This is a genomic window from Marinirhabdus gelatinilytica (assembly GCF_003353425.1).
GTDB lineage: Bacteria > Bacteroidota > Bacteroidia > Flavobacteriales > Flavobacteriaceae > Marinirhabdus > Marinirhabdus gelatinilytica.
Genome location: NZ_QRAO01000002.1, coordinates 276,807 through 290,472 on the forward strand (window position 1 = coordinate 276,807; position 13,666 = coordinate 290,472).

Consider the following 13,666-nt stretch of genomic DNA (forward strand, 5'->3'; position numbering starts at 1 on the left):
CCGTAGCAGGGAAAATTGAATCCTACCCAACTGTAGAAATTTAATACTGAAATGTAATATCTTAAGTTTCAGTCTTTGTCACAATAACCCTTTCGCCTTAATTTCCAGATATTTGTTTATGGTATTCACTGTAAGATCCTCGGGTGCGGTCAATACCGTTTGTATGCCGCGCTGCTGTAGTTCACGTACCATTACTTTTTTATCGAACTGGAACTGTTGTGCAATAATCTTGTCAAAAATGTCGGGGATATGGGTGCCTTCGGTCTCGCTGAGTTTACGAAGCTCGGTATTTTCAAAAAAGATGACTACCAATACGTGTTTCTTGGCTATAGCTTGCAAATAAGGGAGTTGCCTGTGTAGGGATGAGATATGCTCAAAGTTGGTGTAGAGCAGCAATAAACTACGGTGGGTAATGCGTCTGCGCACCAATGCTTGCAATGCCCCATAATCTGAATCCAAGTACTTGGAATCTATATTATATAACGTTTCCAAGATGTTGTTGAGATAGGTTTTCTTGGCCTGTGCGGGCAAGAAACTACCGATTTTATGACTAAAATCTACCAAGCCCACCTTGTCGTTTTTCTTCAACGCAATATTGCTGAAAGCCAACGCACTGTTAATGGCATAATCGATCAATTTCAGTTCGTTAAAAGGCATCTTCATGACACGGCTGGTGTCTATAATGCTGTACACAGGCTGCATTTTTTCATCTTGAAACTGGTTCACCATAAGCCGTGCATTCTTTGCCGTGGCTTTCCAGTTCACGGTGCGCACATCGTCCCCAACCACATATTCCTTTATTTGCTCAAACTCCATGGTATGGCCTATGCGTCGTATTTTTTTCAACCCGATATGCGACAAGCGGTTGTCAATGGCGAGGAAATCGTATTTCTTCATCTGTATGAAAGAGGGATATACCTTTACCATTTGCTCCTTGTTGAAGGTATATCGCCTGCGTACCAGCCCGATAACCGATGTTGCATACAGGTTCAGGTTTCCGAAGACATATTCACCTCGCTCCACAGGACGCACCAAGTAAGGGTAGGCTTGACGTTGCTTTCCAGGGATTTTTATGCGCTGGAAGAAATCTCTTTTCTGAAACTGTATAGGGAGCTCATCCACAATGCCCACTGTTACTGTAAAGGGGTAATTGTTGTTCAATTGAACAATTATTTCATTCTCATCACTATTGCTGAATTTTTCAGGAAGTACACGATTGCCCTTTATCCCTTTGCCACTGTACAACATTGAAATTTCCAGCAGCATAAAAATTACAATTCCCGACACCAGTACCCAAGTGATGCCATACAGCTCCAACCACCAATTGGAAATAATAAACAATACCGAAAGCACAGCGAGCACGTAGAAAAAACGTGGCGTAAGGTATAGCGATTTAAAGAAGTTGATCATCTACCTCGGGATTTCAATACTCTGTGCAATCATATCGATTACCGTTTCTGGGGTCATTCCCTCCATTTCACGTTCTGGGGATAGGATGATACGGTGCCTAAGGACGGGGGCGAGGCTTCGCTTTACATCGTCCGGGGTTACAAAGTCACGCCCATTGATGGCGGCAAAAGCTTTTGAGGTATTCATTATGGCCAGTGAAGCCCTTGGCGAGCCTCCCAAGTATAAATGCGGATGGTTCCTTGTCTTGTCTACAATCTGTGCGATGTAGTTGAATATTTTATCCTCTATCAATATTTCCTGTACCTGCCCACGGAATTTTTGTAGATTTTCAGCAGTGAGTACTCCCTCAATAGCATCTTGTGGGATGGCCAACTTACGGTCATGATGGGTCTTGAGGATGGTCACCTCTTCTTCCAGTTTTGGATACCCCACCTTGATCTTAAAAAGAAAACGGTCCAACTGCGCTTCGGGAAGGGCATAGGTGCCTTCCTGTTCCACTGGGTTTTGGGTTGCCAGCACCATAAAAGGGTAATCCATCTCGTACTTGGTGCCGTCCATGGTTATTTGTCGTTCTTCCATCACCTCAAAGAGTGCGGCCTGTGTTTTTGCGGGCGCCCGGTTAATTTCGTCTATCAGGATAATGTTACTGAAGATGGGGCCTTTCTTGAATTCAAATTCAGAAAGTTTCATATTCAATACGGACGTTCCCAATACGTCACTGGGCATAAGGTCTGGGGTGAACTGTATCCGGCTAAAATCTGTCTTCAATGTTTTGGCAAACAGCTTTGCGGTGATGGTCTTGGCAATCCCGGGAACACCCTCTATCAACACGTGGCCGTTTGCCAACAATCCCACGATGAGCAATTCTACAAAGTCCTCTTGCCCAACGATAATTTTTCGAAGTTGTGCTTTAATCCCTTCCACCGAAGTTTTAAGCTCCTCCAGCGGGATACGGTTGTTAAACTGCAAATCTTCTTGAGCTTGAGGTTGTATTGGGTTTTCTTCAGGATTTTCCATCTGTTTTTTGTTTATAGGTAGTAATTTGTTTGTATAATCTTTGTAAGGTTTCAGGCTGTATATTTTCGGCTTTATGTATGTGGTCCATAAAGGTAAACAATGCCTTGGTATCTTCTACGCTATTGCCACTACGAGCGGCCACTTGGGTAAAAAAGCGTGCGTTAATATGCTCGGTAGGGATTCGCAAGCGGGTGCGAACGTATTCCATAAATAAGGCAATCTGTTTTTTGGCAATGGCGGTATAGTCCTTCTGGTCGTAATACATTCCAGCTATGGTACGGGTGTACTCAAAGGTCTTGTTGGCTGGTGGCTCCACGACGGGGATCTTCCGTTGTTTACGTTTTCCTTCAAATAGCACGAATAGCAAGGCACCCATGAGCATAAAATAATAGGCCCATTTAAGGTATTTATTGTTCAATAAAATATAGAGCGGCGAGGTTTCAATGGGCTTTCCAGATTTGTAGTGGTTGTCCCAATAAATATTATTTGTGGTGTCGAGGTATCCCAGAACACCTTCGGTATAGTTCAGGTTATTATCGTCCAGGAGGAAATAGTTGGTAAAAACTTCGGGCTGGGTGTGCAGAAAAATAGTTCCTTCGCCAAAAGGGGCTTTTATGAAATTGGGAGCAGGATTTTCAAGGCTCAGGGTGTCGTTATACACATCGGCCTGTCCTAGCACGGTGTGTGAGAGGGTATCGATCTCTTCAAAAACATACACACTTAAATCCCTGTCTATTTTATGGGGCGTTTCAGACTGTAATGTTGAATTTGTAAGTTCCAGCAAAGGTTGGGAGCCAATTGCGTTTATATTATACACTGTGGTGGTTTCAAGGGAAAGTGTGTCCTCTAGCTCATAGCTGAAACCGTGGGAAGCAAAAAACAAGGTGTTTCCCTCTTCAACCCAAGATAGCAAACGGTCCATTTCATCACCATTGATACCCACATAATTGTTCACGAAAAAATAGGTGCCCTGTAGTGCTGAATCACTAACAGCTTCGAAGGGAGGACGATTAATTTCGATAAAGTTCCCAGCTACTTTTTCTGAAAGCAAATCGTGTAAAACGTAGGTCCCGAACGGTATCTTATCCACACGGCTATAACTCTGGAACCAGTTGATGGGTTGTGGTTTGGTGGCCTCTACATACACCAAGAGGGATACGAGCCCCAATAAGGTAAACACTACTATTTTTTGGAGTTTTGTCATGCGGCCTTGTGGATGCTTTTTTCCAGATTGTTGAAAATAGTCTGTGCTTTGTTGAAATCAGTTTCGGTCACGGTAAAGTTTCCATACCAGATATAATCGTAAATGTTGGTTGCTTTCCTGAAACCTGTGTTCAGGTTTTCTGAAGCTATTTCAGCAAAATAATCGCTGTTGGTCTTGTCAAATTCGTATTCAATGAGTTCGGCATCGGTGAGGCGTTTCAGTATTAAAAGATAATAGTAGCGTACGGCAAGACGGTAGTTGTTGTTCGCCAAGGCCTTATCTATCAATTTTTGGATATCGCGGGTTTTTATGATCTCTTCCTCTTCGGTAAAGAACACATCGGGTTTTTCTTTACTCTGCATCAATTTCGCCCCAGGATTCAGTTTGTAGAACAACCACACCACAAATGCGAGCAATATGGTAATGATAATGTACGGCAAGATATTGATTGCAAACCCCCAAAACGGGCTCCCTTGCCCGTTGGGCAACAACCATTCCCAAAAACTTCTCCAAACATTGCCCAACCAATTGAAAAACCTTGAAATACCATTGCCTATCCAACTAGTAAACTGTTTCCACCAATTATCGGTTTCCTCGGGAGGGGCGTAATTAAAATCTGGATTGTTTTTATACTCCTCAACTTTTTCTTCATTTAGGGGGAGCGGGGTTGTTTCTGTACTTGTATCATACTGTACTGCCTGTTCCTTTAGCGGTGCAATGGTGTCCTGGGCCAATGTTGGATTGGCCATAAGCAGTACTAGTATGATACAAAATCTAAAGTTCATTTATTTAAATCAGAAGCTATCGAAAAAAGAAAATAGTGAATGGGATATAGACGGGAACGGTACTTTCATAATAAATTTAGACCATTTTGGAGTCCCATTGTCATTTTCTGCCATTCTTAAATTTTTACCTCAAGCATTTCCAGTTCCTGTTGGTTGCTATATTTTTTTTCTACCCCACTAGTCTCCTGTCGTCTCTCTTTCCCCAATACTCTCAATAGTTTCAATAGTCCCGGTGAAATGTTTCTTTTCGTTTAAATTGAAATAGATAAACCCTGTGGTAATCACAATGATCACATACAGAATGTATTGTGCGAGCAGTGCAACCCCGTTAAGGGCTATGTAAACGCCGTCGAACATAGAAGCGGGATCCGAATCTATCGTTTCAGCAATGGTAAACATTTTAATAAAAAAGTAAATGTACTGCGGAATCTGTGCTATTACCATAATTATATAATAGAGGATAAGGATAACCAAAAGGGTTGCAAAGGTAATCCACCACTCGCCTTTTATAAGTTCAAAACTATAACTTATACTGTCCGTAACACTTCGTTTTTCAAACACTAAGATTCCGTAGGTAGTTGCCAATACCACGGCCAGATAAATCCCGGGCGCAATACATACCAAGAAACCTACAGCTATCATAAGTGCCGTGAGGACGCTTATTCCCATCAATTTCCAGAAATCGGTTTTTACGCCGTTTATCACTTCTTTTTTGTCAATAAGGCCATTGTTGTTCATGTACGATCGTATGCTGTACATTACCGTACCGTACATAAGTCCGTAGTAGGCAATCCCCGCAATAATAATTAGGACTAACGCCAGTATAAGTGATACGCCAAACTCTGAGCTGCTGAAAAAACTAGGATTGCTGCCCAGGGTCCCAAAACTCCCAAAAACCGTTTGCATATAAAAAACATAAGCTAGGACCAATAATACCAATGCTGGTCCTGCAATACGGAAAATGAGCCCGAACAAAGGTTTCCACTGTAACCGGATAAATTTGAAGGTGTCGCTAAGGATGGTCCCCAGCTCTCTTTGTTTTTTAAATTGAATGAAATCGTGCATAAAAGTCTATCTAGTTTTTTATAGGTCTACTGTTCGGGGAGTGCGTTACGTTCTTCAAGCTGTAAACGTATTTTTCTTTGTAAATGAAGTGGGTAAAAAACATAATAAAAAAGGATGAGGGCCAGCGAACCACCTATGATGAATATAGCGAGCCAGTCTGGCATCTCGGTGTGGCGGGTCACGAAACCTTCCAGAAATCCGGCAACGATAAAAAACGGAATGGTACTTATCAAAATCTTTACCCCGTCCTTTGCTCCTTTTACAAACGATTGTACCCGTGAATACGTTCCGGGAAACAAGATACTGTTGCCCAATACCAAACCTGCGCAGCCCGCAATAATGATTACTGAAATCTCAATGGTACCGTGTATCCAGATGGTTCTTGCGCTTTCCCAAAGCAAGCCCTGATCGTAGAAAAAATACTGAAAAGATCCCAGCATTATGGCATTGCGCATGATGATAAAAAGTGTCCCCAGACTTAAAAACAGCCCAAAGGCAAACGCCATAAGCGCTACTCTTATGTTGTTGATGGTAATACCCAGTGACATTTCCAATTCGTTCATTTCTTTGTACACGCGCATCGGGTCGCCATCCTCAATATTCTGTAGGGTCATGTTTACATAGCCATCGCCCAAGATAAGGCGGACAAAATCACCATCGGTAGCAGCGGAATAGGCCCCCACGATTGAGAAGATAGCAAAGGTTGCAAAGGCGATGAGCAGTTGTTTTTGGTACTGCGCGAAGAAAAGGGGAAACTCTTTTGTGTAAAAGGTAATAAAGCGTTTTCGGGACTCGCGTTTGGTTTTATAAATTTTTTGGTGTGCAAGGACCGAAAGGCCATTTAAGTACCGTAATGTGTTGCTCTTGGGGTAAAAGGTTTGTGCGTAGCTAAGGTGATCTGTGATTTCAATATACAGTGCGCTCAGCTCGTCCGGAGCAACCTGAATATTATTCCGCAGAACATTTTCAAATCTTATCCATTTGTCTTTATTTTGTTTCGCAAAAGCAGCTTCGCGCATACGTAGCAGTTTTTCTTCAAAGAAACATATTTAATGGATAATTTTCAAATAGAAACAGCGCAAAATGTAAACATTGCCCAAAACGTTGGCGGAGTAGGAGAAAGGGTGCTTGCGTTCATTATAGATTACCTTATCATCTTCGTGTATATTATCCTGGCATCCATCGCCATATCTGCGTTGGAGTTTGATAGCGACTATATGTTCTTGGTGTATATGACGGCTGGACTTCCCATTTTCACCTACAGTCTTTTGTGGGAAACTTTCTGGAATGGCCGCAGTCCGGGCAAGGCATTGCTGAAATTGCGCGTGGTGAAACTTGACGGTTCCAAACCTGCTTTTTCAAATTACTTTATTCGTTGGTTATTGCGTATAATCGATGTAACCATCACCAGCGGGGCACTGGCCCTGGTAACCGTGCTGTTGAATGGAAAAGGACAGCGCTTGGGCGATATCGCTGCCTCTACCACTGTTATTACCGAAAAGAAAACCGTGAGTCTGTCCCAAACATTGGTCATGGACCTGCCAGAAGATTATACCCCAAGATACCCACAAGTAACCGTGTTTACCGATGCTGAGATGAGCACTGTAAAATCGCTGTTTTGGGAAGCCAAGTACAACGGCAACCATGGAGTGGTGCTCAAGCTTAAGGACCGCCTCTCCAAAGTGATGGAAGTAACCCCAGAGGAAAAGCCCATTGCTTTTGTAGATAAGGTGATTAAGGATTATAACTACTATACCCAGAACATGTGAGTCTAGCCATTGCAACTTCTTCGATAGATCTTTTTCTCATTCTTGATATTTTGGGAACCATCGCCTTTGCCATCTCTGGTGCCCTTACAGCGATGAAAAAGAAAATGGATCCATTTGGCATTTTTATCATTGCTTTTGTTACTGCTGTGGGAGGCGGTACCCTACGTGATATATTGATAGATGCCAACGTAGCGTGGATGCGTAACCTCACGTTTGTGTACGTGATAATCTTAGCCGCCATTGTTGCCATTATCTTCAGAAAAAAATTGAGCTATGTGCGTCGTTCCCTGTTTTTATTCGATACTATTGGGATAGCGCTATACACTGTAGTTGGGGTAGAAAAGGGTATTGCGGCAGATTTCCCTGCGATTATCTGTATCGCCCTTGGTACAATGTCGGCTTGTTTTGGTGGGGTGATACGGGATATTTTGTGTAATGAGATACCTGTGATATTCAGAAAGAATATCTACGCCACGGCCTGTATCTTGGGTGGCTCGGTATATTTTTTACTGCTGAAATTTAACGTTTCTGAAAACTGGGTGGTCATCATTTCATTTTCGGTAGTCATCACTATTAGGCTACTAGCGGTAACCTTTAATTGGTCATTGCCCAGTATCTATAAAAAGGATGCCATTGAAAATGATTGAAATGGAATTTCTCCAGCTTAATTACACCGCCACATCATATTCCCGTAGTGCGTCGTTCAAGGATGTTTTTTTGTTGGTGCTTTCCTTGCGTTCCCCAATGATGAGTGCACAACTCACTTGAAACTCACCCGCTGGGAATTTCTTGGTATAGCTTCCGGGAATCACTACCGATCGTGCTGGAACCCTTCCTCTCATTTCCTTGGGCTCGCTCCCTGTAACATCAATTATCTTGGTAGAGGCCGTGAGTACCACATTGGCTCCCAATACTGCTTCTTTCTCCACGTGCACTCCTTCTACCACAATGCTCCGTGAGCCTATAAAGGCATTGTCTTCAATAATTACTGGGGCTGCTTGTAAGGGTTCTAAAACACCGCCAATGCCTACACCACCACTTAAATGTACATTTTTACCAATTTGCGCACAGCTGCCCACGGTTGCCCAAGTATCTACCATTGTGCCCTCATCTACGTAGGCTCCAATATTTACATAGCTTGGCATCATGATCACGCCTTTGCTAATATATGCTCCATGACGGGCTACGGCATGCGGCACCACTCTAATCCCTTTTGCTTCGTACCCACGTTTTAGTGGAATTTTATCATGGTATTCAAAAATACCCGCTTCCATGGTTTCCATTTTTTGGATAGGAAAATACAGTACCACTGCTTTTTTCACCCACTCATTTACTTGCCAACCATTTTCCGTAGGTTGTGCGCAACGTAATTCCCCTTCATCGCAAAGTCTCACCACTTCTCGAATGGCTGCAATGGTTTCAGGATTGGACAGTAGGGAGCGGTCTTCCCAAGCGGTTTCAATGGTTTTTTGTAGTTCGGTCATGCGTATGTTCTTATTCAATTTCAGAAATGTAAAGATACAATTTGTAGTTGCTCCTAGTATCATTTCAGTATAGAAAATAGTCCAAAGGTGTCTTTCGCTCAGCAAAAAGCAGCGTTCCCTCAAACCAACTTTAAATATGTAAATTTTGAATGTACTTTTAAATTGTGCTTAAGGGTACTTTATAAAACACCCTCACGGAGGAGGAACAGTTGGGGTTGTTTGTTAAAAAGAGTTTCAGAAATGGAGCTCTTTTTTTAATTGAAATGTTCCAGAACAGCCTGGTGGGCAAACTCTTTCAAAACTTCGGCATCTTCCTCGTTCAAAGGGGTAGTGTAGGGGTTGTTGGTTACAACTTGGCCAGAAATCATCTCAAATAGCATCGCTGCCGAAAAGTAGGTGCCGTGCATACTGGGGTGTACACCATCTGCACTCAGCAACTCAAAGGGAGGGTTGGTGGCCATAACATCACGCCATCCCAAACCAACGGGTAATTTTGTAAGACCGTTCTCCATTGCGGCTTGTGTATAGAGTGAGTCCAGGGCGCCGGTCATCTCTGGGTGGCCCTCGTAGGCCCAGGTCATAAAAATATACACCTGCGTGGGTTTGCCTTCAAAATAAGCCTTGTATGTGTTGAACGAAGCTAGCGCCTCTCTAGGGTTTTCAAAAGCGTGCTGTCCGTTTTCTTGTAAAATCATTTTATCCCATATCTTGCTATCTAGCTTATGCACGGTCTGTGCATGGGTTAAATGTTATTGCAAGGTAGCACCGGGTAGGGTGCTTTCGTCCACTAACACGGGATTGGGCAGCTCGTTACCATTACTGTAAAACCGTTGTACATGAAAATCCATACCATTGTTAAAGGAGGTCAAGCTATTGCCAATGAACAAAATGTTTACGATATTAGGGTCGTTATTGGTGGATTCTTCATCCTGGGGCACTTCAAAGGGCACAGTGGATTCGTCTGATCCGCTACAACCTAACAGAGCCAAAACTACTAAAACCGAATACCAAGACCGCATACCAACTTTTATTCTAAAGATATGAAATTGAAACCAATTGTTACTACGCTATTCACCCTTCTCCTACTTTTTATGTATGCTGAAGGGACTTCGCAAATCCTTAGCGAGCGCGAAAGAGCCGATATGCGTAATGAAATCCTTGCGGACCGTTTCAACAATCTGTTACCAAAGCTAATGGACGAAACCGATATTGATATGTGGCTGGTGATCTCCCGGGAATATAACGAAGATCCCGTAATGCGTACTATGCTTCCCGCGCGCTGGTTGAATGCACGCCGAAGGACCATCTTGGTATTTTACCGAAACAAGGAGAAGAACACTATTGAGAAACTAGCCGTTGCCCGATACGATGTGGGAAAGAACATTCAAAGTGCTTGGGACAAAGAAAAACAGCCCAACCAATGGCAGCGTTTGGTGGAAATTATACAAGAACGCAATCCTGAGAAAATAGCGGTGAATTTCAGTGAACATTTTGGCATTGCCGACGGTTTGGTGCATACCGATTTTAAGGAACTGAAAGAGGCCCTCCCCGGGTTTTTGGAATCGAAAATAGTCTCTGCAGAGCCCTTGGCCATCGCCTGGATCGAGACCCGAACCGAAAAAGAGATGCAACTGTACAATTCCCTTGTACAGGTAACCCACGATATTATTGATGAAGCCTTTTCCAGCAAGGTTATCACTCCTGGCGAAACTACTACGGACGATGTGGTGTGGTGGATGCGCCAAAAGGTTACCGACATGGGCCTGGAAACGTGGTTCCACCCAACCGTAGATGTGCAACGGAGCAACGAGGCCTTAAAAAGCCATATTGAATCCTTCAGTAAGGCGAAACAGGATGAGATTATACGTCCAGGCGATTTGTTGCATTGTGATTTTGGAATCACGTACATTACCTTGAACACCGATTGCCAACAACATGCCTACGTATTGAAAAAAGGAGAAACCAAAGTACCTGAATTTTTAGCAGAGGCCTTTAAGACCGGAAACCGTGTACAGGATATATTCACCAATAATTTTGAAACTGGGAAGACCGGTAACGCAATTTTGTTGGAATCCTTAGCCGAGGGAAAAGACGAAGGATTGCGACCTTCCATCTATACCCACCCTTTGGGCACCTATGGTCACAGCTCTGGAACCACTTTGGGAATGTGGGACAGTCAAGGCGGAGTGCCTGTTAATGGCGATTACCCCCTGCACGAAAACACAGTCTATGCCATTGAGTTGAATAATACAACCTATATTGAAGAATGGGACAAGGACGTCCGTATCATGCTCGAGGAAGCAGGATTCTGGGGCCCTAACGGATTCCGCTACGTGAATGGGCGACAAGAAGAGATTAAACCTATAAACACGTATTGATTATTGTTGCATTCTAAGATATTTATCTACAGAGTGTTTCCCAGAACCATACACTAAAAAGAATATCGAAACTAGTAACACTGCAAGCGCTAAGATTAGATTTTTGGTATCCATCGTCCCTACAAAGTTAATAAGCACAGCACCGGCCAAAATTGGTAATTGGGCTATAATGGCCCAGCGTGTCAACAACCCGAATACAATCAAGAAACCACCTACAAAATGTGCAGGAGCAATGTAATGTACCAAAAGCACGTCACCAATGAGTGGTTTAATGGGTTCGTAAAGTTCTAATAGGAGTGGCAGATTAGACATAAAGTATACTCCTTGATAGAACAATGTGATACCCAGAGCTATCCTTAATAGATCGATAGGGTAATAGCTATTTTTATTAGCCCATTTATTGAGTGATTTTATTGTTTCCATGGCTAAAGGTAATTTGTTGTGCGTATCTAAGATACTAATTTTTAGCCACATATAGAAATCAAACCTGAATAACCCCCAAATTAAAAGGCTTTTCGATAGGTGCATGGTTTGCGGCTTCAATTCCCATGGAAATCCACTTTCTGGTGTCCAACGGATCTATTACCGCATCGGTCCAGATTCGTGCAGCTGCGTAGTAGGGCGATATCTGGCGGTCGTATCGTGCTTTTATCTTATCGTATAGTTCTTTTTCTTCTTCTTCTGAAATTTCCTTGCCTTGTTTTTTAAGGGAGGCTGTTTCAATCTGTAGCAATACTTTGGCAGCGCTGTTTCCACTCATTACGGCCAGTTCGGCACTTGGCCAAGCAGCGATCAATCGTGGGTCGTAAGCTTTACCACACATGGCGTAGTTTCCTGCTCCGTAACTGTTCCCTATAACAATGGTAAACTTGGGCACTACACTGTTACTAACAGCATTCACCATTTTGGCACCATCTTTAATAATTCCACCGTGCTCACTTTTACTTCCTACCATAAATCCGGTTACGTCCTGTAAAAAAACCAACGGTATTTTTTTCTGGTTGCAATTGGCTATAAAGCGAGTGGCCTTATCGGCACTGTCACTGTAAATCACCCCGCCAAACTGCATCTCGCTGGGCTTGGTCTTTGCTTTTGTGGTCTTTACCAATTTTCGTTGGTTGGCAACAATCCCTACGGCCCAACCGTCTATACGGGCGTAACCTGTTAGGATTGTTTGACCGTATCCTTCCTTGTATTCTTCAAATTCACTGTTGTCCACCAGTCGGGTTATGATTTCCCGCATGTCATACTGGTCGGCTCTTGACTTTGGGAGAATACCGTAAATATCTTCTTGATTTGCTAAAGGTTTCTCTGCTTTAATCCTATTGAAACCTGCTTTGTCAAAATCACCAATCTTTGATACTATGTTCTTTATTTTATCAAGGGCATCCTTATCGTCTTTCGCCTTGTAATCTGTCACACCGCTCACTTCGCAGTGGGTCGTAGCACCACCTAGGCTCTCGTTGTCTATGCTTTCTCCAATTGCAGCTTTTACTAGGTAGCTTCCCGCTAAAAAGATACTCCCTGTCTTATCCACTATCAATGCTTCGTCACTCATAATGGGAAGATAGGCGCCACCGGCCACACAACTTCCCATTACAGCAGCAATCTGGGTGATACCCATACTACTCATCACGGCGTTGTTGCGAAAAATACGGCCAAAATGTTCTTTATCCGGAAAAATCTCGTCCTGCATAGGCAGATATACTCCAGCACTGTCCACCAAATAGATAATAGGCAACTTGTTCTCTATGGAAATTTCTTGTGCCCGTAGGTTCTTTTTACCTGTAATAGGGAACCAAGCTCCTGCTTTTACGGTAGCATCGTTGGCAACCACGATACACTGCTTGCCCTGTACATACCCTATCTTTACCACAACACCACCACTTGGGCAACCTCCGTGCTCCTCGTACATGCCATCCCCGGCAAAGGCACCAATTTCAATACTGGGTTTTTTGTTGTCCAATAGATAATCTATGCGCTCCCGGGCTGTAAGTTTTCCTTTTGCGTGATGTTTCTCAATGCGTTTTTCACCACCGCCCAGTTTTATTTTTGCAAGCCGTTTTTTTAATTCTGAAACTGCTAACTTATTGTGGTCTTCGTTTTTATTGAAGTTTATGTCCATAGGTCTTAATTCTTGTGCCTCAAAAATACGAAATGCTTGTTAACGGTGTAGGCATTCTCTCAATATTTCACGATATTTGAACCCGCGTTAGGGGTTGAGCGGCATGTTTGAGCTCTCCCGATAAAATCGGGAAGCGAGTAGCGAAGACCCGACCCACCGTAGCTTTTTTGCGAGGATGGGGAACGCCCAAAGCACAAAAAAAAATGATGAATAAAAATACTGTATTGGCCTGGGCCACTTTTATAATGATTGTTGTAGGCTGCGGCCTTATTGCACTTGGAGCTTTTAGATACGATGATACCGCCGGCTGGGGATTTGCCTCGGTTGGGATTGGTTTCTTTGCTATCGCATGGGTTTTTAACGCCCTGAAGGGGAGAGTCTGAAAGGCCCTGCGGCGAGTGGCGAAAAAACTAAGAGTTTTGAATTTTG

General features: G+C 43.2%; 15 protein-coding genes. 4 read left to right on the forward strand and 11 right to left on the reverse strand.

The annotated features are described in order from the left end of the window. Nucleotides 1-78: 78 nt before the first annotated feature. The 6 genes from C8D94_RS07340 to C8D94_RS07365 form a co-directional block, all read right to left on the reverse strand. A complete protein-coding gene (locus C8D94_RS07340) occupies nt 79-1,410 on the reverse strand; it encodes a DUF58 domain-containing protein (RefSeq protein ID WP_115123281.1) in 1,332 nt (443 codons plus the stop codon). Further along, nucleotides 1,411-2,427 (reverse strand): AAA family ATPase, encoded by a 1,017-nt coding sequence (locus C8D94_RS07345; protein ID WP_115123282.1) that lies wholly within the window; start codon nt 2,425-2,427, stop codon nt 1,411-1,413. It lies immediately after the preceding gene. Beyond that, entirely contained in the window at nt 2,414-3,631 is a 1,218-nt protein-coding gene (locus tag C8D94_RS07350) for a DUF4350 domain-containing protein (RefSeq protein ID WP_115123283.1), read from the reverse strand. The genes C8D94_RS07345 and C8D94_RS07350 overlap by 14 nt, the downstream gene beginning before the upstream one ends. Then, on the reverse strand, nt 3,628-4,416 hold the full coding sequence (locus C8D94_RS07355) for a DUF4129 domain-containing protein (RefSeq protein ID WP_115123284.1): 789 nt from the start codon (nt 4,414-4,416) through the stop codon (nt 3,628-3,630). Before C8D94_RS07355 ends, C8D94_RS07350 begins: the two co-directional genes overlap by 4 nt. Nucleotides 4,417-4,593: 177 nt before the next feature. Next, nucleotides 4,594-5,481, reverse strand: coding sequence for a hypothetical protein (locus tag C8D94_RS07360; RefSeq protein ID WP_115123285.1), 888 nt, complete (start codon nt 5,479-5,481; stop codon nt 4,594-4,596). A gap of 26 nt (nt 5,482-5,507) precedes the next feature. Then, entirely contained in the window at nt 5,508-6,500 is a 993-nt protein-coding gene (locus C8D94_RS07365) for a stage II sporulation protein M (protein ID WP_115123286.1), read from the reverse strand. A 33-nt stretch (nt 6,501-6,533) separates the two neighbouring features. Here C8D94_RS07365 and C8D94_RS07370 point away from each other — a divergent pair, with 33 nt between their 5' ends. Both C8D94_RS07370 and C8D94_RS07375 read left to right on the forward strand, forming a co-directional pair. Further along, the gene (locus C8D94_RS07370) at nt 6,534-7,250 is read left to right on the forward strand and encodes an RDD family protein (RefSeq protein WP_115123287.1); all 717 of its coding nucleotides are present in this window, start codon (nt 6,534-6,536) and stop codon (nt 7,248-7,250) included. A gap of 23 nt (nt 7,251-7,273) precedes the next feature. After that, the gene (locus C8D94_RS07375; RefSeq protein ID WP_115123600.1) at nt 7,274-7,897 is read left to right on the forward strand and encodes a trimeric intracellular cation channel family protein; all 624 of its coding nucleotides are present in this window, start codon (nt 7,274-7,276) and stop codon (nt 7,895-7,897) included. A 21-nt stretch (nt 7,898-7,918) separates the two neighbouring features. Here the strand turns inward: C8D94_RS07375 and C8D94_RS07380 are convergent, their stop codons facing one another. The 3 genes from C8D94_RS07380 to C8D94_RS07390 all read right to left on the reverse strand — a co-directional run bounded on the left by C8D94_RS07380 (nt 7,919) and on the right by C8D94_RS07390 (nt 9,753). Then, nucleotides 7,919-8,734, reverse strand: a complete 816-nt coding sequence (locus tag C8D94_RS07380; protein ID WP_115123288.1) for a 2,3,4,5-tetrahydropyridine-2,6-dicarboxylate N-succinyltransferase — start codon at nt 8,732-8,734, stop codon at nt 7,919-7,921. Nucleotides 8,735-8,988: 254 nt separating this feature from the next. Further along, nucleotides 8,989-9,429, reverse strand: a complete 441-nt coding sequence (locus tag C8D94_RS07385) for an SGNH/GDSL hydrolase family protein (RefSeq protein WP_115123289.1) — start codon at nt 9,427-9,429, stop codon at nt 8,989-8,991. A 54-nt stretch (nt 9,430-9,483) separates the two neighbouring features. Further along, a complete protein-coding gene (locus tag C8D94_RS07390; RefSeq protein WP_115123290.1) occupies nt 9,484-9,753 on the reverse strand; it encodes a hypothetical protein in 270 nt (89 codons plus the stop codon). A 21-nt stretch (nt 9,754-9,774) separates the two neighbouring features. On the opposite strand from C8D94_RS07390, the gene C8D94_RS07395 reads away from it, so the two are divergent. Continuing rightward, entirely contained in the window at nt 9,775-11,112 is a 1,338-nt protein-coding gene (locus tag C8D94_RS07395; RefSeq protein WP_115123291.1) for a M24 family metallopeptidase, read from the forward strand. On the opposite strand, the gene C8D94_RS07400 is transcribed toward C8D94_RS07395, so the two are convergent. Together C8D94_RS07400 and C8D94_RS07405 are read right to left on the reverse strand one after the other, a co-directional pair. Beyond that, on the reverse strand, nt 11,113-11,535 hold the full coding sequence (locus tag C8D94_RS07400; protein ID WP_115123601.1) for a DoxX family protein: 423 nt from the start codon (nt 11,533-11,535) through the stop codon (nt 11,113-11,115). A 58-nt stretch (nt 11,536-11,593) separates the two neighbouring features. After that, nucleotides 11,594-13,237: an acyl-CoA carboxylase subunit beta gene (locus tag C8D94_RS07405; RefSeq protein ID WP_115123292.1), complete on the reverse strand. Its 1,644-nt coding sequence runs from the start codon at nt 13,235-13,237 to the stop codon at nt 11,594-11,596. Nucleotides 13,238-13,443: 206 nt separating this feature from the next. Here C8D94_RS07405 and C8D94_RS07410 point away from each other — a divergent pair, with 206 nt between their 5' ends. Then, entirely contained in the window at nt 13,444-13,620 is a 177-nt protein-coding gene (locus C8D94_RS07410) for a CAL67264 family membrane protein (protein WP_245946248.1), read from the forward strand. Nucleotides 13,621-13,666: the final 46 nt, after the last annotated feature.

Excerpts from the sequence above, each read along its gene's own strand:
- C8D94_RS07340 (WP_115123281.1), bottom strand. The coding sequence starts at position 1,410 with ATGATCAACTTCTTTAAATCGCTATACCTTACGCCACGTTTTTTCTAC.
- C8D94_RS07345 (WP_115123282.1), bottom strand. The coding sequence starts at position 2,427 with ATGGAAAATCCTGAAGAAAACCCAATACAACCTCAAGCTCAAGAAGAT.
- C8D94_RS07350 (WP_115123283.1), bottom strand. The coding sequence starts at position 3,631 with ATGACAAAACTCCAAAAAATAGTAGTGTTTACCTTATTGGGGCTCGTA.
- C8D94_RS07355 (WP_115123284.1), bottom strand. The coding sequence starts at position 4,416 with ATGAACTTTAGATTTTGTATCATACTAGTACTGCTTATGGCCAATCCA.
- C8D94_RS07360 (WP_115123285.1), bottom strand. The coding sequence starts at position 5,481 with ATGCACGATTTCATTCAATTTAAAAAACAAAGAGAGCTGGGGACCATC.
- C8D94_RS07365 (WP_115123286.1), bottom strand. The coding sequence starts at position 6,500 with ATGCGCGAAGCTGCTTTTGCGAAACAAAATAAAGACAAATGGATAAGA.
- C8D94_RS07370 (WP_115123287.1), top strand. The coding sequence starts at position 6,534 with ATGGATAATTTTCAAATAGAAACAGCGCAAAATGTAAACATTGCCCAA.
- C8D94_RS07380 (WP_115123288.1), bottom strand. The coding sequence starts at position 8,734 with ATGACCGAACTACAAAAAACCATTGAAACCGCTTGGGAAGACCGCTCC.
- C8D94_RS07385 (WP_115123289.1), bottom strand. The coding sequence starts at position 9,429 with ATGATTTTACAAGAAAACGGACAGCACGCTTTTGAAAACCCTAGAGAG.
- C8D94_RS07390 (WP_115123290.1), bottom strand. The coding sequence starts at position 9,753 with ATGCGGTCTTGGTATTCGGTTTTAGTAGTTTTGGCTCTGTTAGGTTGT.
- C8D94_RS07395 (WP_115123291.1), top strand. The coding sequence starts at position 9,775 with ATGAAATTGAAACCAATTGTTACTACGCTATTCACCCTTCTCCTACTT.
- C8D94_RS07400 (WP_115123601.1), bottom strand. The coding sequence starts at position 11,535 with ATGGAAACAATAAAATCACTCAATAAATGGGCTAATAAAAATAGCTAT.
- C8D94_RS07405 (WP_115123292.1), bottom strand. The coding sequence starts at position 13,237 with ATGGACATAAACTTCAATAAAAACGAAGACCACAATAAGTTAGCAGTT.
- C8D94_RS07410 (WP_245946248.1), top strand. The coding sequence starts at position 13,444 with ATGAATAAAAATACTGTATTGGCCTGGGCCACTTTTATAATGATTGTT.